General features: G+C 59.2%; 14 protein-coding genes. 9 read left to right on the top strand and 5 right to left on the bottom strand.

Annotation, left to right across the window (positions count from 1 at the left end; translation table 11 throughout):
* The first annotated feature begins 10 nt into the window (after positions 1 to 10).
* The 3 genes from FXO11_RS11475 (at position 11) to FXO11_RS11465 (ending at position 3,162) form a co-directional block, all read left to right on the top strand.
* The gene (locus FXO11_RS11475) at positions 11 to 811 is read left to right on the top strand and encodes a carbohydrate ABC transporter permease (RefSeq protein WP_227546145.1); all 801 of its coding nucleotides are present in this window, start codon (positions 11 to 13) and stop codon (positions 809 to 811) included.
* 11 nt (positions 812 to 822) lie between these two features.
* Entirely contained in the window at positions 823 to 1,098 is a 276-nt protein-coding gene (locus FXO11_RS11470; RefSeq protein ID WP_148863100.1) for a DUF2160 domain-containing protein, read from the top strand.
* 318 nt (positions 1,099 to 1,416) lie between these two features.
* Positions 1,417 to 3,162, top strand: coding sequence for an ABC transporter substrate-binding protein (locus tag FXO11_RS11465; RefSeq protein ID WP_148863099.1), 1,746 nt, complete (start codon positions 1,417 to 1,419; stop codon positions 3,160 to 3,162).
* A 127-nt stretch (positions 3,163 to 3,289) separates the two neighbouring features.
* On the opposite strand, the gene FXO11_RS11460 is transcribed toward FXO11_RS11465, so the two are convergent.
* Together FXO11_RS11460 and FXO11_RS11455 are read right to left on the bottom strand one after the other, a co-directional pair.
* Entirely contained in the window at positions 3,290 to 4,144 is an 855-nt protein-coding gene (locus tag FXO11_RS11460) for an aldo/keto reductase (protein ID WP_148863098.1), read from the bottom strand.
* A 13-nt stretch (positions 4,145 to 4,157) separates the two neighbouring features.
* Positions 4,158 to 5,972, bottom strand: a complete 1,815-nt coding sequence (locus tag FXO11_RS11455; protein ID WP_148863097.1) for an alpha-amylase — start codon at positions 5,970 to 5,972, stop codon at positions 4,158 to 4,160.
* A 321-nt stretch (positions 5,973 to 6,293) separates the two neighbouring features.
* Between FXO11_RS11455 and malE the strand changes: the two genes are divergently transcribed.
* The 4 genes from malE to FXO11_RS11435 all read left to right on the top strand — a co-directional run bounded on the left by malE (position 6,294) and on the right by FXO11_RS11435 (position 11,358).
* Positions 6,294 to 7,490, top strand: coding sequence for a maltose/maltodextrin ABC transporter substrate-binding protein MalE (gene malE, locus FXO11_RS11450; RefSeq protein WP_148863096.1), 1,197 nt, complete (start codon positions 6,294 to 6,296; stop codon positions 7,488 to 7,490).
* Positions 7,491 to 7,631: 141 nt separating this feature from the next.
* Complete coding sequence (gene malF / locus FXO11_RS11445) at positions 7,632 to 9,128, top strand: maltose ABC transporter permease MalF (RefSeq protein ID WP_264766168.1); 1,497 nt, start codon at positions 7,632 to 7,634, stop codon at positions 9,126 to 9,128.
* Between the two features lie 9 nt (positions 9,129 to 9,137).
* The gene (gene malG, locus FXO11_RS11440; RefSeq protein ID WP_148863094.1) at positions 9,138 to 10,028 is read left to right on the top strand and encodes a maltose ABC transporter permease MalG; all 891 of its coding nucleotides are present in this window, start codon (positions 9,138 to 9,140) and stop codon (positions 10,026 to 10,028) included.
* Between the two features lie 166 nt (positions 10,029 to 10,194).
* Positions 10,195 to 11,358, top strand: coding sequence for an MFS transporter (locus tag FXO11_RS11435; RefSeq protein WP_148863093.1), 1,164 nt, complete (start codon positions 10,195 to 10,197; stop codon positions 11,356 to 11,358).
* 104 nt (positions 11,359 to 11,462) lie between these two features.
* Here FXO11_RS11435 and malK read toward each other — a convergent pair whose 3' ends face one another.
* The 3 genes from malK to malT all read right to left on the bottom strand — a co-directional run bounded on the left by malK (position 11,463) and on the right by malT (position 17,229).
* Complete coding sequence (gene malK, locus FXO11_RS11430) at positions 11,463 to 12,578, bottom strand: maltose/maltodextrin ABC transporter ATP-binding protein MalK (protein WP_148863092.1); 1,116 nt, start codon at positions 12,576 to 12,578, stop codon at positions 11,463 to 11,465.
* Positions 12,579 to 12,607: 29 nt separating this feature from the next.
* Entirely contained in the window at positions 12,608 to 14,224 is a 1,617-nt protein-coding gene (locus FXO11_RS11425) for an alpha-glucosidase (protein WP_148863091.1), read from the bottom strand.
* Between the two features lie 245 nt (positions 14,225 to 14,469).
* Entirely contained in the window at positions 14,470 to 17,229 is a 2,760-nt protein-coding gene (gene malT / locus FXO11_RS11420) for an HTH-type transcriptional regulator MalT (RefSeq protein ID WP_227545869.1), read from the bottom strand.
* Between the two features lie 283 nt (positions 17,230 to 17,512).
* Here malT and aceE point away from each other — a divergent pair, with 283 nt between their 5' ends.
* Positions 17,513 to 20,176: a pyruvate dehydrogenase (acetyl-transferring), homodimeric type gene (gene aceE / locus FXO11_RS11415; protein ID WP_202980342.1), complete on the top strand. Its 2,664-nt coding sequence runs from the start codon at positions 17,513 to 17,515 to the stop codon at positions 20,174 to 20,176.
* A gap of 21 nt (positions 20,177 to 20,197) precedes the next feature.
* Positions 20,198 to 21,868, top strand: a complete 1,671-nt coding sequence (gene aceF / locus FXO11_RS11410) for a dihydrolipoyllysine-residue acetyltransferase (RefSeq protein WP_148863088.1) — start codon at positions 20,198 to 20,200, stop codon at positions 21,866 to 21,868.
* Positions 21,869 to 21,981 lie beyond the last annotated feature (113 nt).

The following is a 21,981-nucleotide window of genomic DNA, read 5'->3' as shown; positions in this document are numbered from 1 at the left end:
CATCATGAAGATGAATCAACGCAAAGGTTTCGGCATCGCCTTCTACATTTTGTTCCTGATGCTGCCGATTTACTGGCTGCTGAACATGTCGTTCAAGACCAATCAGGAAATTCTGAGTTCGCTGACGCTGTGGCCGAAGACTTTCACCCTCGACAATTATGCCGTGATCTTCACGGACCCGAGTTGGTATTCCGGCTACATCAATTCGATGATCTACGTGTCCATCAACGTCGTCATTACCCTGATCGTTGCGCTACCGGCGGCTTACGCCTTCAGCCGGTACAAGTTCGTAGGCGACAAACATCTGTTCTTCTGGCTGTTAAGCAACCGTATGGCACCACCGGCGGTGTTCCTGCTGCCCTTTTTTCAGCTGTATTCCTCGATCGGTTTGTTCGATACCCACATTGCCGTAGCGCTGGCCCACTGCCTGTTCAATGTGCCGCTGGCGGTGTGGATTCTGGAAGGCTTCATCTCGGGGGTGCCGCGGGAATATGACGAGATGGCCTATATCGATGGCTATAGCTTTCCCCGCTTCTTCATCAAGATTTTTATCCCGATGATCCGTTCGGGTATCGGCGTGTCGGCCTTCTTTGCCTTCATGTTTTCCTGGGTGGAGTTGCTATTGGCGCGAACGCTGACGTCGGTGGATGCCCAGCCGATCGGCGCCATCATGACGCGTACGGTTGGCGCCAGCGGGATCGACTGGGGCGTGCTGGCTGCGGCCGGCGTGCTAACCATTATTCCTGGCCTGCTGGTGGTCTGGTTTGTACGTAACCATGTGGCCACAGGCTTTGCCCTGGGTCGGGTTTAAGGAGGCTCGCAATGATTGCCTGGATGCAGTGGACCCTACCGACCGCAATCTTCTTTGCCGTTATCGGCGCCATTTTACTGGCGATGACTGTTTTCGAAGTGGTTTCGCCATGTGTTGAGCGCAAGGGCTTCCTGCCCATTGCGACCACGCGGGGCGACCGGTTGTTCATCGGCCTGGTCAGCAGCGCCTATATCCATCTGGCTTTTCTGGGATTAACGGAACTGTCCCTGTGGATAGCCTTGGCCCTCTCGGTGATTTGGCTGGGCGTCCTTCTTCGCTGGGGCTGAAAGGAATGATGAAAAGGGGGTGATGACAGGGAATGATGAAAAGGAATGATGAATAGGGGCGATGAAAAGGAATGATAAAAAGCCACGATAAAGAGGGGTACTGAAAGACGCTGGAGCGTACGTTCGAAATTGTATGTTTTTCGCAAACGAACTAGTGTTTAAAAAACGAACTATTGTTTGGAAAGTAATCGCAAACGAGAGCGAAGGGTTTTCGATCTGTGTCCCGGCGGTTGCCTCAAGCACGGGCCTATGGATGGAAATGGGGCTGGCGACGGCCCGAAGGTCGACAAAACTAACAATACAGAGACGAGGTTGGATATGTTGAACAATAAGAACTATCCGCGGGCCCTGTTGCTGAGCACTGCGGTTGGCGCACTCAGTATCGGGTTCAGTATGCACGCCGGCGCCGACCAGTATTCCGACGCGGCCGAGAAATGGGTGACGAACGAATTCACGCCGTCGACCTTGAGCAAGCAAGAGCAGCTTGAGGAAATGGCGTGGTTTACCGAAGCCGCCAAAGAATTCCGCGGTATGGATATCAACGTGGTGTCCGAAACTATTGCCACGCACGAATACGAAGCCAACGTCATCGCCAAGGCCTTTTCGGAAATCACCGGCATTAATCTCACGCACAACCTGATCCAGGAAGGCGACGTCATCGAGAAGCTGCAGACCCAGATGCAATCGGGCCGCAACATCTACGACGGGTACGTCAACGACTCCGATCTGATCGGTACTCACTTCCGTTACGGTAAGGTCGTGCCGATCACCGACATGATGGAAGGGGCGGGCAAGGAATACACCTCGCCCACGTTGGACCTGGACGACTTTATCGGCCTTGATTTCACGACAGCGCCGGATGGCAAGATTTATCAGCTGCCGGATCAACAGTTTGCGAACCTGTATTGGTTCCGTGCCGACTGGTTCGAGCGCGACGATCTGAAGAAGCAGTTCAAAGAGATCTACGGCTACGATCTGGGTGTGCCGGTGAACTGGTCCGCTTACGAGGACATTGCCGAATTCTTTAGCGAGCACGTCAAAGAAATTGATGGCAAGAAGGTCTATGGCCACATGGACTACGGCAAGAAAGATCCTTCCCTGGGCTGGCGTTTTACCGACGCCTGGTTCTCCATGGCCGGCGCTGGCGATAAGGGGCTGCCGAACGGTCTGCCGGTGGACGAGTGGGGTATTCGCGTCGAGGACTGCCATCCGGTGGGCTCCAGCGTCACCCGCGGCGGCGCGGTCAACGGACCGGCCGCGGTCTACGCCACGCAGAAATATGTCGACTGGCTGGATAAGTATGCGCCTCCCGAAGCCCAAGGCATGACCTTCTCGGAAGCCGGTCCGGTGCCAGCGCAAGGCAACGTGGCCCAGCAGATCTTCTGGTACACAGCATTCACATCCAGCATGACCAAGGAAGGCCTGCCGGTGGTCAACGAAGACGGCACGCCCAAGTGGCGGATGGCGCCTTCGCCCCACGGTCCATACTGGGAAGAGGGCATGAAGCTGGGCTATCAGGACGTGGGCTCATGGACATTCATGGAATCCACGCCGGAGAAACGCCGGCTGGCGGCGTGGCTCTATGCTCAGTTCGCCACGTCCAAGACCGTTTCGCTGAAAAAGACGCTGGAAGGTCTGACGCCAATTCGCGAGTCGGATATCAACTCGGAAGCCATGACCGAAGCCGCGCCCAAACTGGGTGGTTTGGTGGAGTTCTATCGCAGCCCGGCACGGGTGCAGTGGAGCCCGACCGGCACCAACGTGCCTGACTATCCCAAGCTGGCTCAGTTGTGGTGGCAGTATATTTCACAGGTCGCCAGTGGCGAGCAGACGCCGCAGCAGGCACTCGATGGCCTGGCCGAAGCCCAAGACAACATCATGATGCGCCTGGAGCGGGCGAAGGTCATGGCGACTTGCGGCCCCAAACTGAACGAGCCGCGAGAAGCCAGCTACTGGCTGGACCAACCGGGTGCGCCAAAACCCAAGCTTGAGAACGAGAAGCCGAAGGGCGAAACCGTTCCCTATCAGGAACTGCTGAAGAGCTGGGAAGAGGCTGAGAGTTGAGTTGTTGATGGGTTAAAGCAGAAGCCACCGGACGATGCGTTCTCCGGTGGCTTTTTTCATGAAGAGGGCAGGAACTGGGCTTACTAGCGGCTACATGCGAGACGCGACGGCCATATAGTTGGCCTCGCTAGGGCACTTCCTCCCCACGAACCGCTTCCAGCAATGCAAACCAATCCGTCCGCGGCAACTTTGCCTGCAACCCCGCCTGTGCTTCGGCAATGCGCTCGGCACGCATGGAGCCCAGCACCGGTGTGGGTGTCCCAGGAATCATGCGCAGCCAGGCTATCGCCAGCGCGGTCGATGTGAGACCGGTCTCGTTGGAGATCCGTGCCAGCTCTTCGGACAGTTTTCCAGATTGTAGGTTTCCGCCGCCCAAGGGCGACCATGCCAGCCAGTGAAGATCGTCGCGCAAGTGTGCTTCCAGCCTGCCATCGGACAAGGCCGCATTCGCACGTAGAGAGAGTTCGCTCTGGTTACACACCAGTGGCAGACGGGTATTGGCCTGCAGCCAACGCCACTGCTCCGGCAGAAAATTCGACACGCCGATGTGCGCCACTTTGCCTGCTTCTACCGCTGTCTCCAAAGCGCGGGCAACGGAGGGTGCGTGCATGAGCGGGTCAGGGCGGTGAATCAGGAAGGTGTCGATCCGTTCGATGTTCAACCGGTGTAGGGCGCTGTCGATTGCGGCGGAAATATAGTCCGCCTCGGCTCGATAGTGTTTTACCGTATTGCCGCTGGCGTGAACGATGTCGGTCTTAGTGATGACGCGCACTTTGTTGCGCAGGGAAGGCGTCGCCTTCAGGGCCTCTCCGAAGGCGCTTTCGCAGACGGTATCGCCGTAGATGTCGGCGTGATCGAAGGTATCGAATCCTTGCTCCACGTAGGTTTCGATCCAGCGTGCGAGTTCCGCAGGCCGGCCCAGCTCCGGATAATCTTGCAGGCGCATGAAGCCGAGGATGAGCTCGGGGTAGGGGGTTGGCATAGTCGGGTCCTTTCTATTTGCGGGCGAATGCGATGACGACCCGGTCCGTACGCGTTTGCCGGGCGAAGGTATAGGGCGCCTGTGAAAGCTGTGTGTGTTGTCCGGCGCCAATGGCCGGATGATTCTCCCTGAATTGCCCCAAGGTTTGCCAGTAGCGCAATGTCTCAGCAGTCGCCGTATCGTCCAGCTCGGCCCAGTTCATATCCGACCGGGTGCCCTGATACGGATCGGAGCCATTTGGCCCCTTTTTGCGGCCACTCTCGTCACCATAGAACACCTGTACCGTACCCGGTGTGAAAAGCAGGGCGGCAGCCGCCCGTTTCTGCAGGGCCGTGTCGCTATCGGCTTCGCTGCTGAATAGGCGGGTGTCGTGGGAAGAAATATAGCTCATCGCGTTGAACGGCTGGTCGCCGTGCATGGACTCGCTGTAGCCGGCGTAGATCGGTTCCATGTGTGGCAGGCATGCGGCGCCGGCAAGGGCCTCGTCCTGCAGGTCAAAGTTGATAACCGCATCGAAACCGGCGTCGTAGTATTGGCTACGGGTCACCGAATGGGGGAAGACCTCACCCACCATCCAGAAGTCTTCGGCCGGCAGTGCGGTCTCCGGATACTCCGCCCGGTACTCGTCCAGGGCCTGCTGAGCGGCTGTTTTCAGCGCTGCCCACGCTTCCGGCTCCACGTGCTTTACGGTGTCCACGCGGAAGCCGTCGACGCCGTAGCGGCGAACCCAGTCCGTGTGCCACTGGATCAGATAATCGCGGACGGTCGCGTTTTCCAGTTGTACCGCCCGGGTGTCGTCTTTCGCTGCGAGAAACGCGGGCAGATCGACCGCCTGATCTGATGCGGTGCGGAAATCCGGCAAAAAGGAGAGCGAGCCCTTGATAGGATCCAGCGTGGCGCTGGGAGCTTCGGGATAATCGGCGATACCGGCTCGGACCCAGTCGCCACCCCACCAGTGGGACCAATCCGGATGGTCGTAGTCGATCAGGGCGTGGTAGGCGTGAAGGTTTTCCCATGACTCGGGCTGCCAATCGCCCCAGCGATTGGGTAAGTACTGTTCGAAACCGTCGAACAGGCCGCCGAAGTCGAAGGTTTGCATGTCTTGCAGGGTGCTGTAGCCGGGATGGTTCATGACGATATCCATGACCACTCGAATACCGCGTTCGTGGGCTTCGTCCACCAGTTGCTGGAATTCCTCCTCGCTGCCAAAGGCGGCATCGGGACGGGTGAAGTCCAGCGCGTAATACCCGTGGTAGCCGTAATGGCGGAAGTCCCCCTGATCGCCGCCGCCAACCCAGCCATGGATCTGTTCCACCGGCGGCGAAATCCAAATGGCGTTGACGCCCAGCTCTTTCAGGTAATCGAGCCTTTCGGTGAGTCCGGCGAAATCGCCGCCATGAAAGGTGCCAATGTCCTTTTCGCCGTCGCGCTTCCTGCCGTAGGCGTTATCATTGCCGGCGTTGCCATTGGCGAAACGATCGGTGATGACGAAATAGACCGTGGCGCCCGCCCATTGGAACTGGCCTTGCTCGGCTTCGACGGACTCCAGCAGAATCAGGCCTTCTGCGCCCGGGGCGGCCGCGAGCGTGACCCGCCCGTTTTCGACGCGTGCCTTGCGGCCTGAATAGAAGTCACGCACCCACTCGCCGTCGGCGAAAACATCGCCCACGGGAATACGCACCGGTTCGCCGGAGACAGCGCAGACCCGGTCGCTAACACTGTTGGCACCCACCGGCGCAGCGGTCGAAGTTTGCTGGGTGCCCGGGCCGGCGCAGCCTGTGAGCAGAACACACAGGCCGGTCAGGGCGAAGCGTAGGGGGTGGCGCATAGCATTCTCCTGGCGATGTTTCTTGTTGAGCGCGCTGTTATTGAGCGCCTGTTGTTGAGTACCCCGTTAGAGCGCTATTTCTTGTTTGGGAGTAGGCTGATGAGAACAGAGGCCCGAGGATTTGGGTAGACCGAAATAACTACACCCCCTACTCCCCCGCGCTACGCCTCGGGGATTAAAAACAGGGCTGATGCCCGCATTGCGGTTTTCACTGACGATGTTGATCATCGCAATAACGACACGTGCGACCATCCCGGTGCGACTATCCTCAGAAAGACACCGGACAAGAACAATAAGGCAGAGAACAGAGAGGTACTGACAATGAATCGCCGCAATTTCATCCGCAGCACGCTCGCCGTCTCCATTCTTGCGACCCTGGGCGCGGCGGGTCCCGCTCACGCCGAGATCGAGGAAGGCAAGTTGGTTGTCTGGATCAACGGTGACAAGGGCTACAACGGGCTTCAGGAAGTCGGTGACTGGTTCACCGAGGAAACCGGCATCCCTGTCGAAGTGGCTCACCCGGACAGCGCCACGGACAAATTTCAGCAAGCCGCTGCCACCGGGAACGGCCCCGATATTTTCATCTGGGCGCATGATCGCCTGGGCGAGTGGGCTCAAAGTGGCCTGATCGCCGAACTGAACCCCTCTCAGTCCGCGCGCGACGCCAACTATGACTTCACCTGGGACGCGGTGACCGTTGACGGCAAGGTCTACGGCTATCCCATGGCGGTCGAGTCCATCGGCCTGATCTATAACAAGGATCTGGTGTCCGAGCCGCCCAAGACCTTCGAAGAAATTCCTGCTCTGGACAAGAAGCTGGCCGAGCAGGGCAAGAAGGCTATTCTTTGGGACTACAACAACACCTACTTCACTTGGCCGCTGCTGGCCGCCAATGACGGTTATATCTTCAAGAAGACCGATGATGGCTACGACGTGAGCGATACCGGCGTCAACAGCGAAAGCGCCGTTAAGGGTGCGCAGATGCTGGCCACTCTGATCGAGCAGGGCGTCATGCCACGGGGAGCCGATTACGGCGCCATGGATTCCCGCTTCAACAAGGGTGAAGTGGCGATGATGATCAGCGGTCCCTGGGCGTGGGCCAACCTCGAAAAGAGTGGTATCGACTTCGGCGTTGCCACGCTGCCAACCATTGATGGCGGCACCCCTGAGCCCATGGTCGGTGTGATGGCCGCGACGCTTAACACGGCGAGCCCCAACCGCGCTCTGGCGGTGGAATTCCTCGAGAATTACGCGCTGTCGGTCAAGGGTCTGAAGATGGTCGATGACGATGTACCGCTCGGTGCCGTGGCGAACAAGGAATTGATGGACGAGCTGTCCGCGGACAACCCGCACATCGAGGCCACGTTCAAGAACGCCCAGATCGGCGAGCCGATGCCGAGCGTGCCCGCCATGGGCGCCTTCTGGTCGTCCATGGGCCCGGCCCTGCAAAACATTACCTCTGGCCGTCAGACCGTCGAGGAAGCTCTGGATACGGCTGCAAGCCGCATCACCCGATAACGGCCTCAGTCCGGCGGCAGCGTGTACTGCTGCCGGACGCCGGTTACGCGTGTGTAACCGGTGTTCAGGCACCAACTGACGGGGCTGACTACAATGGTAACCGAGACGCTGACCTATCCTCGCGCAACAAGCAAACCTTTCATGACCCGAAATATTCTGAAGTGGGGCCTTTTGGCCATCGTGGTCGGCCTGGCGCTGTACCTGATCCTGGCGCTGTATGCTCAGCGCGAATTCGTGTTCGCGATGCTATTCCTGGTGTTGACCGCATCGGCTGTCTTCGTGTTCGTGGACCGGCGAATGTATGCCCATCGCTACATCTATCCCGCGGTCGCCGGGATGACGCTGTTCGTCATCTTTCCGCTGATGTATACCGTCGGTATTGGCTTCACGAACTACAGCGCAAGCAATCTACTGAGTTTCGACCGGGTGCAGGAAAATCTGCTCGGGCGCACCTACCAGTCCGAATCGGTGCGCTACGGCTACGAGCTTTACCAGACCGACACGGGCTATGTGATCTATCTGGAAGGTCAGCACCAGAATCTCCAGTCGCCGCCGGTTAGCCTCGATAGCGGCGATGCTGAGTCCGTGCCCGTTCTGCCGGTCAGTAGCGCCCCGCAAGGTGAGCCGCTGGGGATGCGGGAGATCATTAAAAATCGTAAGTCGTTGGGTGTGCTGAAGCTGGAAACCGAGGACGGTCGCCAGTTGACCATGGTCGGGTTGCGTGACTTTGGCGCCATCCAGCCGTTGTACGAGATGAGCGAGAATGGTGCGCTGACCAACCAGCGTACCGGCGTCACTTATTTTCCCAATCACGATACCGGGTTCTATCAAAATGCCGAGGGCGAGCGGCTAACGCCTGGCTGGACCGTGAATACGGGCTGGGATAACTACGAGAAGGTCATCACCGATCCGACCATCAGTGGACCGTTCCTGCAGATTTTCGCCTGGACGCTGGTATTCTCCGTAGGCACGGTGATTTTCACCCTGATCCTCGGCCTGCTGCTGGCTAATCTGCTGCAATGGGACCAGATCCGGGGCAAGGGCTTTTACCGCACCATGTTCATCCTGCCGTATGCGGTTCCTGCATTTATCTCGATTCTGGTGTTCAAGGGACTGTTCAACCAAAACTTCGGTGAGATCAACCTGGTGTTGGAAAATCTGTTCGGGGTTCGGCCCGACTGGTTCAGCGATCCGACCATGGCGCGGTCCATGCTTCTGATCGTCAACACCTGGCTTGGCTATCCCTACATGATGCTGCTGTGCATGGGGCTGCTGCAGGCGATCCCGCGCGACCTCTACGAAGCATCGGCAATGGACGGGGCAGGGCCAATCAACAACCTGATGAACATCACGTTTCCGTTGATGATAAAGCCTCTGGCGCCCTTGTTGATTGCCAGCTTCGCTTTTAATTTCAACAACTTCGTATTGATCGCCCTATTGACCGGCGGTGCGCCCGATATCATTGGCGCCAGCACTCCGGCGGGCACGACGGATCTGCTGGTGAGCTATACCTACCGGATCGCATTCCAGGATTCGGGCCAGAACTTCGGGCTGGCAGCCGCGATTGCCACCGTCATCTTCGTGGTGGTGGGCGCGCTGTCGCTGATCAACCTCAAACTGTCCAAGGTCAAGGTGTAGGAGGCTGCTATGGCAATGGTTGAACCCCGCTCTACCAAATACCGGGTGCTGGCCTCCCATCTGGGGATGCTGTGCTTTATCGCGCTGATCCTGTTTCCGCTGCTGATGGTGATCTCGATCTCGTTCCGCAGCGGTAACTTTGCCACCGGCAGTCTGCTGCCGGAGTCGCCATCGCTGGAGCACTGGTTCCTGGCGTTAGGTATCCCGTACACCGACGCGGCCGGCAACGTTACCCAGCCACCTTTCCCGGTGCTGTTGTGGCTGTGGAATTCCGTCAAGATCGCGGTGGTGTCTTCGATTCTGATCCTCGCGCTGTCAACCACCAGCGCATACGCCTTCGCCCGCATGCGCTTCGGCGGCAAGGGTTTTGTGCTCAAATCGATGCTGATCTTCCAGATGTTCCCGCCAGTGTTATCGCTGGTGGCGCTCTATGCGCTATTTAACGAAATCGGCGACCACGTCAGTTGGCTGGGTTTGAATACCCACGGCGCGGTCATCGTCGCTTCGCTAGGCGGGATGGCACTGCACATCTGGACCATTAAGGGCTATTTCGATTCCATTGACAGATCCCTGGAGGAGGCAGCCATCGTCGATGGCGCCACCACCTGGCAGGCTTTCCGCTATATCCTGCTGCCGCTGTCGGTGCCGATCCTGATGGTGGTGTTTATCCTGGCATTTATCATGACGATCATGGAATACCCCATGGCATCGATCCTCCTGGTCGATACGGATAAGCTGACGCTGGCGGTAGGTGCTCAGCAATACCTCTACGAGCAGAATTACCTGTGGGGTGATTTCGCGGCGGCGGCTGTGCTCTCCGGCCTGCCTATTACGCTCGTGTTCCTGTACTGCCAGAAGTGGATTGTTGGTGGTCTGACGGCTGGCGGTGTGAAGGGGTAGATTAGCGAAACGACTGTAAGCCTTTTGGGTGGTCCATGGCATCAGCTCCCGACCACCCGATTTCGCGAAACCTGTTGCGTCTTCCTTAACGAGCCCTTACGCGACCCCGAAACAGTGCATTCCCGCGCTGTTCCGGGGCTTTTTTGTTGCCATAAGGAATCTGTGAATGACTTCAGCGTCGACCTGTACCGAGGGCATCGAGGGGCGCCGCCAACAAACGGCAACGCGGCTCGTCTTTTTCATTTCCGGATTGGGCCTGGCGGCCTGGGCGCCGCTGGTGCCGTTTGCCAAGGATAGGCTGGGTATTGGCGAGGGCGTTCTGGGGCTGCTTTTGCTGTGTCTCGGTGCCGGCTCCATCCTTGCTATGCCGGTAACGGGTCCGCTGGTGACACGGCTGGGCTGCCGTCGGGTTATTGTTGCTTGCACCGGTCTATTCTGTCTTGCGTTGCCGTTAATGGCTGGGCTTTCGAATATACCCGGCTTGGTGGCGGCGCTGTTTCTGTTCGGCATCGGTATCGGTTCGGTGGATGTTGCCATGAACATGCAGGCTATCGTCGTGGAGCGGGCGAGCGGCCGTTCGATGATGTCCGGATTTCACGGGCTGTTCAGTCTCGGTGCTATCGTCGGCGCCGCCGGGATGACCTTAATGCTCAGTCTGGCGGTCTCGCCCCTTGAGGCGACATTCTGTGTCGTTGCGTTGATCGTGCTCGGCCTGCTATTGGCGATGCCCAACCTCCTGACCGCTGAAGGCCGGGATGACTCCACCAGTGACGGTCCGGCCTTCGCGCTCCCCCGCGGTATCGTCATCATCATGGGGCTGGTCTGTTTTGTGTCCTTCCTCAGCGAGGGCGCGATGCTGGACTGGACCGCGGTTTTCCTGATTTCAAACCTGGATGTCGCCGCCGCCCATGCCGGTCTCGGCTTCGCTGCCTTTTCGGTCACCATGACCCTGGGCCGACTCCTGGGCGACCGGGTGGTCGCGCGTCTGGGCGGTCCGCGTGTGGTCATGGTCGGTGGTTTCCTGGCGGCGGCCGGTATGTTGCTGACCGTCTTCGCGCCCGTTTGGACGGTAGCGCTGATTGGCTGTGCGCTGATCGGCGCCGGCTGTGCCAACATCGTTCCGGTGATGTTCACCAGTGTGGGGCGGCAGACTGTTATGCCTGAACATACGGCGGTGCCGGCGATGGCAACCATGGGTTATATGGGCGTGTTGGTCGGGCCGGCGGGTATCGGTTTTCTGGCTGAAGCGACCAGCCTTTCTACCTCGTTTTTCGTGCTGGCGGTGATGCTGGTGGGCGCGGGTTTGAGCTCGCGGGTGTTGCGCGATTAAGACGGGCCGCTACCAACCTACTTTACGCGAACCCAAGATACAAAAAGGCCCGCGCGGGGCGGGCAATAACGTGACAAACGGTTTGCAATGCAGCGTCCAGCGATTTAGAGATCGACGCAGGGTTCCTTGAACAGTCTCGGACAAGCGGCCCCGTCCTGGCGGAACAGATGGCACATCTCGGGCTTGATACCCAGCACCATAGCGTCGCCTTCCTGAATGGGGTTAGTGCCCTCGGTACGCATCGTCATGATGCCATCGACACCTTCGACATTGAGGTGAACCAGCGTCTGATAGCCGAGGCGCTCGACCACCCTAACCTCGCCCTGCATGGCGAGGTCGCAGTCATCTTCGCTGCAGAAATGCTCAGGGCGAATCCCTAGCGTGACGGTTTCACCGGCTTCGAGTTCGGCGCCGTTGATCGGTAGCGTGATCTCGGTCGCACCCGGCATACCGACAGTGACTTCCTGGCTGTCGGCCTTGACCACCTGGCAATCGATGAAATTCATCTTGGGCGAGCCGATAAAGCCAGCCACGAACCGGGTGGCCGGGTAGTGGTAGAGCTCCAGAGGCTTGCCCACCTGTGCGATGGCGCCGTTGTCCAGCGCGACGATCTTGTCCGCCATGGTCATCGCTTCCACCTGATCGTGAGTGACGTAGATCATGGTGGCACCCAGGCGCTTGTGCAGGCTGGAGATCTCGATCCGCATCTGTACCCGCAGCGATGCATCCAAGTTGGATAGCGGCTCGTCGAACAGGAACACCGCCGGCTCGCGGACGATGGTGCGGCCAATGGCTACACGCTGGCGCTGGCCGCCGGACAGGTCCTTGGGTTTGCGCTGGAGCAAACTGTCGAGCTGCAGCAGCCGCGCGGCTTCCTGTACCCGGCGATCGATCTCGTCCTTCTTGACGTGCGCCAGCTTGAGCCCGAAGGCCATGTTTTCGGCGACATTCATGTGCGGGTAGAGGGCATAGGACTGGAACACCATACCCACTTGACGGTCTTTCGGCGGCAGGTCGTTTACCTTGTCGTTGCCGATATAAAGCTCGCCTTCAGTGATGTCTTCCAAACCGGCAACCATACGCAGCAGCGTCGATTTGCCGCATCCGGATGGGCCGACGAAGACAACGAATTCACCGTTCTGGATGTCCAGATTGACGTTCCGGGTGACTTCGGCTTCGCCGAAGCGTTTGTAGACGTTTCGTAGAGTGACGCTTGCCATAGTCTTCAATCTTTATTGTTGGTGCGTGATTAAACGGCTGCGATACCGGCCCCGTAGGCGGGCAGGGTGACGCTGGAACCCTGCCACTGTCCGCTCAGGCAGGACGGTGCGTTATCGATGGCCGACGCGCCAGCCGGAAGCTCAAGGCTAACCGTGTCGCCGGTGAAGTTCAGGGCAACGAGGTATTCGCCTTGCGCATTTTTACGGCTGAACAGAAGCGTGTCGGCGGGGCTCTCGTGGAAACGGATATCGCCGGTGAACAACACCGGCTGCTGGCGACGCCAGCCCAGAAACTCGCGGTAAGCCTGTAGAACCGACGTTTCCTGCTGATCCTGTACGTCCACGGCAGCGCTTAGATGCTCCGTATAGACCGGAAGCCAGGGCTTCGCATTGGAAAAGCCTGCGTTAGTCGCCTGGGCCACCCACGCCATCGGTGTGCGGCAGCCGTCGCGCCCCTTGTATTCCGGCCAGAAGCTGATGCCGTAAGGATCGACCAGATCCTCGAATTCGAGTTCCGCCTCGGACAGGCCCAGTTCCTCGCCTTGGTAGATGCAGGCACTGCCGCGCAGACTTAGCATCATGATCATGAACAGCTTCATCTGTTCCGGCGAGTCGGCTTTCCACCGCGAGGCAACGCGGGCGACGTCATGGTTGCCGATCGCCCAGCAGGGCCAGCCGTCTTCGAGCTTGTCTTCGATGGTTTCGACCGTGCGCTTGATAAACGCCGCGCTGTTCTGCTCGGTCAGCAGGTCGAAGGAATAGGCCATGTGTAGCTTATCGCCGTCGCTGGTGTAGTCGGCCATGGTCTGCAGTGAATTATCGTCACCAATTTCGCCCACGGTGGTCGTGCCGGGATAGTCGTCCAGCAGGGCGCGCAGGCGTTTGAGAAACGCCAGGTTCTCCGGCTGAGTCTTGTCGTATTTGTGGTGCTGGTAGGCGTAGGGGTTTTCTTTACGCACACCGATCGAAGCTTCCTGTACTGCGTCGTTGGGCGGGTTGTTGCGCAGTTGCGGATCGTGGAAACAGAAGTTGATGGCGTCGAGGCGGAAGCCATCGACCCCGCGATCCAGCCAGAAGCGGACTTCGGACAGCATTTGATCCTGCAGCGCCGGGTTATGGAAGTTCAGGTCCGGCTGGCTGGCCAGGAAGTTGTGCAGGTAATACTGCCGGCGGCGGCTATCCCAGGCCCAGGCGGAACCGCCGAAGACCGACAGCCAATTGTTGGGTGGTGTCCCGTCTTCCCGGGCTTCGGCCCAGACATACCAGTCGGCTTTGGGATTATCGCGGCTGGCTCGGCTTTCTTTGAACCATGCGTGCTGATCGGAGGAGTGGCTCAGCACCTGGTCGATCATAATCTTCAAACCGCGCTTGTGGGCCTCGGCAGTCAGCGTGTCGAAATCGTCGAGGGTGCCGAAAATGGGGTCGACGCCACGGTAGTCGGAGACGTCGTAACCGAAATCCTTCATGGGTGAGGTGAAGAACGGCGAGAGCCAGATCGCATCGACATTCAGGCCGGCGATGTAGTCCAGCTTGGCGGTGACGCCGGGAAGGTCGCCGATGCCATCGCCGTTGGAATCGAAAAAGCTGCGTGGGTAAACCTGGTAGATGACTGCGCCGCGCCACCAATCTGGATTCTTTTGCATCATGCCTCACTCAGAACTGTCGTGGTCAATTGTAGAGACCAGGACCAAGGTCGGTTTTGGGAAGCTTCCGGAGTCGTGGCGGGGTGGATCGCACGCCCGAGCCGTCCTTCGGCCTCTTGTTTTTGTGGTTCCCACATGGTGCTTCGCCGTGCAGCTCTAAGCATCCTCCCGCTCGTGTTTTTGCTGGCGTAGGGAGGGGGAGGAGGGGGCGGAGACGGCTCCCACTCCCCGGAGGACGGCTTGCTTTTCTACTCCCCCTGGATCTTGCTGAGCAGATCCCGGGCCAGCTCGATGGCTTCGGAACGATGGGCGATGTTCTGCTTCTGGTAGAGGCTGCGAATGTGTGTTTTCACGGTGGTGGCCGCGACTTTCAAGTGCTCGGCAATCTGGTCGTTGGAGAGACCGGCATGGATCAGGCTGAGAATTTGCCACTCCCGCCGGGTCAGCGGTGAGGTGCGGATCAGCTCGGGTACGTCTGGCCGGTCGATGATGTCCTGGATAATCGCTTCGTCCAGGGAAATGCGGATGGCACGGCTGAAATCCCGTTGTTGCTGGGACAGTTGGATGAGCCGCTCGGCGCGCTGCAATTCCATGCCCTCTATCAGGTTGTCGTTGATCAGGGCCTTGAGCAAAACAATCAGCACCTTGCCCAGGCGCAGGAAGCTGCCAACCGCACCGGTGGTGCTGGCCAGCTGCAAGGCCTCACGCATGTAGTAAAGGGCGCTCTCCCGATTTTCCTGCTGCCAGTGCAGGTGGGCCAGCGCAATGTGATTGCGGTTGAGGTCCGTCTGCAGACCGACGCGCTCTGCCACCGTTTGCAGACCTTCGAGGATCGGCCGGGCCTTTTCCGGCTGGTCTAGGCTTAGATAGGCACGAGCCCAGTTGCGGGCATTGCATTGCAGGAAGTGGTTGGTGGCGTCGTCGATCGTGTATTCCGGCGCCGCCGTGAGCCAGCGCTGGATCGCCTCGCGGTCGCGGACCGCATCCCAGAAGGACAGCATGGTGGCGTGAGAGTTAGCGACCCAGTCGATGTGGTATTCGCCGGACGCCAGCATTTTCTGGATCTTCTGAATGTAGTCCGCACACAGTGTCTGCCGGCCGCGGGCTTGAGCGACTTTCGCCAGCGACGTGTAGCTTTGCAGATACCAGCGCTCGCCCTGGGCTTCGAGAATTTCGATGCCTTGTAATGCGCAGCGTTCGGCATTCTCGAGGTGGTGCCACTCCCACATGATCTGACTGCGGATACGGTAGAGGAATTCCAGGATCGGCAGGTGGTCGAGATGGTATTCCTCGGCATACTGGAAGGCCCGTTCCTGCACATTGTAGGCCTTTTGCAGAAGCCCCATGGCGACGCTGATTTCCGACTGCTGGCACAGGGCCCAGAGCACGTTCTGGTGGGCACCGTGGGCACGGGCCAGGGTTTCCGTGTCCTGCATGCGGGCGAGGGCTTCCTTCAGGTGGCCCTCGACAAACAGGGCTTCGCCCATGACCGACGCGGCGGCAACCTTTGAGGTGGGCAGTAAACGGGCTTCCTGCTCCATGGCGTCGGTGGCCAGGCCCAGGGCGCTATGGGCGTCACCGAAATTCATCGCGACCTGGGCGCGCACCGCGCTGAACTCGCAACGTACCGAGCGTAGATTGTCGTCGTCCAAGTGTTCTTTGAGCTTGGCTTCGGCGGCGGCGAGCCACTGCTCCACCTCATCGAACTTGTACTGGCCCTGGGCGACCCAGGCGCGCAGTAGGGTCAGCATCGGCTCATCGGCAATCGTCGACGGATCCAGCGCATCCAGACACTGCTGCAGTAGCGAGAACTGTCCTTCGGTGAAAAAGGCACGCCCGTTGTCCATCAGAATGTGCACGATGCGCTGCGGGTCTTGCGCTTTGACCGCGTGGCGTGCGGCTTCTTCGGGCTGATCCAGTTCACGCCAGGCATCGCAGGCTTTCTGATGCAGCGCCGTCACGTTTTCCTGGGCGGAACAGGCTAGCAGGTGGCGCAGATAGGCACTGAACAGGGGGTGGTAACGGAACCAGAGACCGCTGCTGTCCAGCGGAATCACGAAAAAACCCTGGTTGATCAATTGGTTCAGCAGCGCCTGGCCATCCTGATGCCCGGCGACGCGCATCGCCATAAACGCGTTGAAACGATCCAGGACGCAGGTCCGTAGTAAAAACCCTAGAGCGTTATCATCCAAGCTACGGCCAATTAATTCGTCGAAGTAGTCGAAGACGTGCTGATTGCCCTCCTCGAACTGCGCCACCATTTCGTTGAAAGCGACGCTGGTCGATGCGCTGGCGGCCAGCAGCTGCAGCGCCGAGACCCAGCCTTCCACACGGCGGACCGCACGTTCGATGCTTTCCCGTGACACTTCGTAGGTCAGTCTTGTCTCGAAATAGGTCTGCGCCTCGTCGGCGTCGAAGGCGAGCTCCTTCGAACCGATTTCAAGCATATGACCTTGCATCCGCAGCTGGGCAACGCCAATCGGCGGTATCGTCCGTGTCAGGATCGCGAGGGTCAGGTAGCCCGGCTGGTGGCGCAGCAAAAAGCGCACCGCGTCGTGGATTTCCGGATCGGTGACCAAATGAAAGTCGTCCAGCACCACATATAAGGGATCGGCTTCCAGCGGCATTTCGGCAAGCAGATCGGTCAGGAAGGCCTGCAGGTTATCGAATCCGGTTTCCGCGAGCTGGCGCAGTGTTGCCGGGCAGGTGCCTGGCCGGTTGACCTCAAGCGTGCGAGCAAGATACGCGGCGAATTGGCCCGGCGTATTGTCCTGGCTATCAATACGGTACCAGGCGACGTCCGCGTCCAGGGCGGCCATGCGTTCCGCTAGGGTCGTTGTCTTGCCGTAGCCCGCGGGGGCCTGGATCAGTAGCAGGCCAACGGGGTCGGTCTCGTGTAATAAATCATTGAATTTTTCTCTTGCGATTAGCGCCGTGGGTGCCTGCGGCGGCAGGGTCTTCGCGCTGATGTAGGTGCGCTGACCCGGCTCGATTGTTGTTTTCATCATTGTCGCCATCACGTCTATTTGTTGTAAATAATAGTAAAAAAACTCTATTATAGAGCGCTAAAAAGATACATTGATTTATTTATTACTACAAAAGTCTATCGCTACCAAAGTCGTACAACGTAACGACGTAGCATTTAACAGGGCTGCGTTCTGGTCTCAGATCGCCTGGTTAGTGCCCCCTGATCGCAGTGGTTCCCGCCATTATGAACAGGTCCGCCCCTATAGAGCCAGTCGAAACCCAAGCCGGTCGAGCCCAGCTTCCGCACGAGGAGAATAGTAGATGTTGCATGATGAGGATCCGACGGAAACCGGGGAATGGGTTGAAGCGCTGGAGTCCGTGCTCAGTGAGGAAGGACTAGATCGGGCCGCATTTCTGCTCGAACGTTTGGGTGAGCGCGCTAGCCGGGAAGGTGCCTCTTTGCCGTACAGCGTCAATACGCCGTACCGCAATACCATCCCCACCCGGCGCGAAGCGCGTATGCCGGGCGATCTATTCATGGAGCGCCGCATTCGCTCCTTGATCCGCTGGAACGCGCTGGCGATGGTTATCCGGGCCAATAAACGTCCCGGTGAGCTGGGCGGCCATATCCATTCCTTCTCGTCCATGGCGACGCTGCTGGATGTGGGCTTCAACTATTTCTTCCACGCCGGCGATGAAACCCGCGAAGGCGATCTGATCTATTTTCAAGGCCATTCCTCGCCGGGCCTTTACGCCCGTTCTTTCCTGGAAGGGCGTCTGACCGAAGAGCACTTGGACAAGTTTCGTAATGAGGTGGATGGCGATGGGTTGTCGTCCTACCCCCATCCCTGGCTGATGCCGGAGTACTGGCAGTTCCCGACCGTTTCCATGGGTCTGGGGCCGATACAGGCCATTTACCAGGCTCATGTCATGAAGTACCTGCATAACCGGGAAATGACCCAGACCGAAAATCGCAAAGTCTGGTGTTTCATCGGTGACGGCGAGTGCGACGAGCCTGAGACCCTGGGCGCTATCGGCCTGGCCGGCCGCGAAAAGCTCGACAACCTGATCTTTGTCGTCAACTGCAATCTGCAGCGCCTGGACGGGCCGGTGCGGGGTAACGGCAAAATCATTCAGGAGCTCGAAGGCATCTTCCGCGGCGCCAACTGGAACGTGATCAAGGTGGTCTGGGGACGTCTGTGGGACCCGCTGTTCGAGCAGGACGACGATGGCCGTATGCAGAAGGTCATGGACGAAGCGGTCGATGGCGAGATGCAGAACTTCAAGTCCAATGGTGGCGGCTACGTGCGCCAGAACTTCTTCGGACGCGATCCGGAGCTGCTCAAGCGTGTCGAACACATGTCCGATGACGACATCTATGCTCTGAACCGTGGAGGCCACGATCCCTACAAGGTCTATGCGGCCTATCACGAGGCCGTCAATCACAAGGGCGGCCCGACTGTCATTCTGGCTCATACCATCAAGGGCTACGGCTTCGGTGAGCAGGGGCAGGCGCAGAACACGGCGCACCAGCAGAAGAAGCTGAGCATGGACACTATCAAGGGTTTCCGTGACCGCTTTGGCGTACCGATTTCCGATGACGATATCGAGAGTATGCCGTACTACAAGCCGGCGCCGGACTCTCCGGAAATGCAGTACCTGCAGAAGATGCGCAGCAAGCTCGGCGGCTCTCTGCCGCGGCGGCGCCATGACAGCCAGCCGCTGACCATCCCACCCCTGGAGACTTTCAAGCAGCAGCTGCAGGATAGCGGTGATCGCGAGCTGTCCACCACCATGGCCTTCGTGCGCATGCTGGGCACCCTGATCAAGGACAAGCAGATTGGCTCCCGCGTGGTGCCGATTGTTCCGGACGAAGCCCGGACGTTCGGTATGGACGGTATGTTCCGTCAGGTGGGCATGTACACCGCAGAAGGGCAAAAGTACACGCCCAACGACCGCAACCAGATTATGTACTACCGCGAGGACCGCAAGGGCCAGATCCTGCAGGAAGGTATCAACGAAGCCGGTGCCATGTCCGCCTGGATCGCCGCGGCGACGTCCTACAGCACCAACGATTATCCTCTGATTCCGTTCTACATTTTCTACTCAATGTTCGGCTTTCAGCGTGTGGGCGATCTCTGTTGGGCAGCGGGTGACATGCGTGCCCGGGGCTTCCTGCTGGGCGGTACCGCCGGTCGTACCACCCTGAACGGCGAAGGTCTGCAGCACCAGGACGGCCATAGCCATGTGCTGTCCGCCACCGTGCCCAACTGCGTGTCCTACGATCCGACCTTTGCCTATGAAGTGGCGGTCATCGTGCGTCACGGCCTGCAACGCATGTATGGCGACAACGAGAGCGTCTACTTCTACCTGACGCTGATGAACGAGAACTACGCCCATCCGGCGATGCCCGAAGGTGCCGAAGAAGGCATCGTCCGCGGCATCTACAAACTGGAAAGCCAGGGCGCAAAGAAAGGATCGAAGAAGACCAAGCACGCCGTGCGTTTGCTGGGTAGCGGCACCATTCTTAACGAAGTGCGTGAAGCGGCCAAGATCCTGGCGGAAACCTATAGCGTGGCCTCCGACGTCTACAGCGTCACCAGCTTCACTGAACTGGCCCGCGACGGCGCGCACGTGGAGCGCTGGAACCGGCTGCACCCGGCATCGCGCCCGCGCACCGCCTATATGCAGGACACCCTGGCCGGCTCCGAAGCCCCGGTCATTGCGTCGACTGACTACATGCGTCTGTATGCCGAGCAGGTGAGGGCGTGGGTGCCGGCGGACTATACCGTACTGGGCACCGATGGCTTCGGCCGCTCCGATACGCGTGAAAAACTGCGCCGCCATTTCGAGGTCGATCGTGGTCACGTGGTCGTGGCTGCGCTGAGTGCTTTGGCGCGACAGGACAAAATCAAGGCGGACGTGGTTGAAGACGCCATCCGTGAATTCGGTATCGACGCCGACAAGCCCGCGCCGGCGATCAACTGAACCCGATAAGGAGACACAGCTATGGCAGAAGATATTCGTGTGCCTGACCTTGGCGGTTCGGAGTCGGTCGAGGTCATCGAGATTAGCGTAAGCGTCGGCGACAACGTTGCGGAAGAAGATCCGATTCTGGTCCTGGAATCCGACAAAGCGTCGGTTGAGCTGCCGGCACCCAAAGCTGGCAAAATAACCGCCCTGAATGTCAGCGTGGGCGACCGCATCGGCGAAGGCGATGTGGTCGGCCAGCTGGAAGCGGGCGATGAAAGCAGCGGCGAAGCGGCACCATCGACGGCTGAAGAGCGTGAGCAAGAGGAGCCTGGACACGAGGAGTCCGAACAGGATGCGCCAGCAGAGGACGCCCCGCAGTCGTCCGAGGAGGCTCAGGTTTCCGGCGGCGTTCAGGATATTCAGGTCCCCGATCTCGGGGGTGCCGAATCCGTCGAAGTGATTGAAATCAGTGTCGAGGCTGGCGATTCGGTTGATCAGGAAGCCGCGATTCTGGTGGTGGAATCCGACAAGGCATCGGTGGAACTGCCGGCACCGGCGGCCGGCACGATCAAGTCGATCTCCGTGAAGGTGGGCGATCGCATTGGCGAAGGCGATGTGGTTGGCCAGATGGAAGTCTCCAAAGGCACATCCGGACCCAAGGCCGAGGTGTCCGACTCCAGTGCTGAAAGCGCATCGGCGCCGGCAAAAACCGGCCAGTCGGCTGCGTCCAAGTCGTCGTCGGCAGCAGCCAAGCCGGAATCAAAACCCCAGCCTGACCCGGAACCCGCGCCGAACTCCGGCAAGCGTGTCCATGCCGGCCCAGCGGTACGCCGCTTGGCTCGTGAACTGGGTGCCGATTTGGGCCGGGTTCAGGGCTCCGGGCCGAAGCATCGTATCCTCAAGGAAGACGTCCAGGCTTATATCAAACAGGCCCTCGCCAAATCCCAGGACCAGGGAGCGGTTGCGGGTGCCGGCCTACCCGGCGTGAAGCTGCCCGACTTCAGCCAGTTCGGCGAGATCGAGCGGGAATCCATGAACCGCTTGATGACGCTGACCGCGGATAGCATGCAGCGCAGCTGGCTCAATGTGCCCCACGTGACGCAGTTCGAACAGGCGGACATCACGGAGATGGAATCCTTCCGCAAGTCGAAGAAGGCGGAGGGCGAGAAACGCGGCGTAAAGCTGACCCCGATGGCCTTCCTACTGAAAATCTGCGCTAACGCACTCAAGGCGCATCCCAACTTCAACGTGTCGCTGGACATGGACCGCAAAGAGGTCATCCGCAAGCGTTACATCCATATCGGCATTGCCGTGGATACGCCGAATGGCCTCGTGGTGCCGGTCGTTCGCGACGTTGACCGGAAGGGTCTATGGGAGCTCGCGGAAGAGGCCCAGGCATTGGCCCAAAAGGCGCGCGATAAGAAGCTTGGCCCCAAAGAAATGCAAGGCGCTTGCTTCACGATCACCAGTCTTGGCGGTATTGGCGGCACGGCGTTCACGCCGATCGTCAACACGCCCGAGGTGGCTATTCTGGGTGTCTCCAAGTCCAGCATGGCACCGGTTTGGGATGGTTCGGCATTCCAGCCACGGCTGATGTTGCCGCTGTCGTTGTCCTACGATCATCGTGCCGTCAATGGGGCCGATGCGGCACGCTTCACCAACACATTGCGCGAAGGTCTCGAGGACTTGCGCCAACTCCTACTCTAAGTTGCCACTGTTGGAGCGGTCGACCTGTCACGTGGCGGCCGCTCCCTTTTCGACCCCCGGTCCGTTTCCCCTTCTGTGGTATCTCGACACCTCACTCTTCCTTCCGGAACATT

Source organism: Marinobacter fonticola, from assembly GCF_008122265.1.
GTDB classification, from domain to species: Bacteria; Pseudomonadota; Gammaproteobacteria; order Pseudomonadales; family Oleiphilaceae; genus Marinobacter_A; species Marinobacter_A fonticola.
This window is presented reverse-complemented; position numbering and strand designations above follow the sequence as displayed.

Excerpts from the sequence above, each read along its gene's own strand:
- FXO11_RS11475 (WP_227546145.1), top strand. The coding sequence starts at position 11 with ATGAATCAACGCAAAGGTTTCGGCATCGCCTTCTACATTTTGTTCCTG.
- FXO11_RS11470 (WP_148863100.1), top strand. The coding sequence starts at position 823 with ATGATTGCCTGGATGCAGTGGACCCTACCGACCGCAATCTTCTTTGCC.
- FXO11_RS11465 (WP_148863099.1), top strand. The coding sequence starts at position 1,417 with ATGTTGAACAATAAGAACTATCCGCGGGCCCTGTTGCTGAGCACTGCG.
- FXO11_RS11460 (WP_148863098.1), bottom strand. The coding sequence starts at position 4,144 with ATGCCAACCCCCTACCCCGAGCTCATCCTCGGCTTCATGCGCCTGCAA.
- FXO11_RS11455 (WP_148863097.1), bottom strand. The coding sequence starts at position 5,972 with ATGCGCCACCCCCTACGCTTCGCCCTGACCGGCCTGTGTGTTCTGCTC.
- malE (WP_148863096.1), top strand. The coding sequence starts at position 6,294 with ATGAATCGCCGCAATTTCATCCGCAGCACGCTCGCCGTCTCCATTCTT.
- malF (WP_264766168.1), top strand. The coding sequence starts at position 7,632 with ATGACCCGAAATATTCTGAAGTGGGGCCTTTTGGCCATCGTGGTCGGC.
- malG (WP_148863094.1), top strand. The coding sequence starts at position 9,138 with ATGGCAATGGTTGAACCCCGCTCTACCAAATACCGGGTGCTGGCCTCC.
- FXO11_RS11435 (WP_148863093.1), top strand. The coding sequence starts at position 10,195 with ATGACTTCAGCGTCGACCTGTACCGAGGGCATCGAGGGGCGCCGCCAA.
- malK (WP_148863092.1), bottom strand. The coding sequence starts at position 12,578 with ATGGCAAGCGTCACTCTACGAAACGTCTACAAACGCTTCGGCGAAGCC.
- FXO11_RS11425 (WP_148863091.1), bottom strand. The coding sequence starts at position 14,224 with ATGATGCAAAAGAATCCAGATTGGTGGCGCGGCGCAGTCATCTACCAG.
- malT (WP_227545869.1), bottom strand. The coding sequence starts at position 17,229 with ATGATGAAAACAACAATCGAGCCGGGTCAGCGCACCTACATCAGCGCG.
- aceF (WP_148863088.1), top strand. The coding sequence starts at position 20,198 with ATGGCAGAAGATATTCGTGTGCCTGACCTTGGCGGTTCGGAGTCGGTC.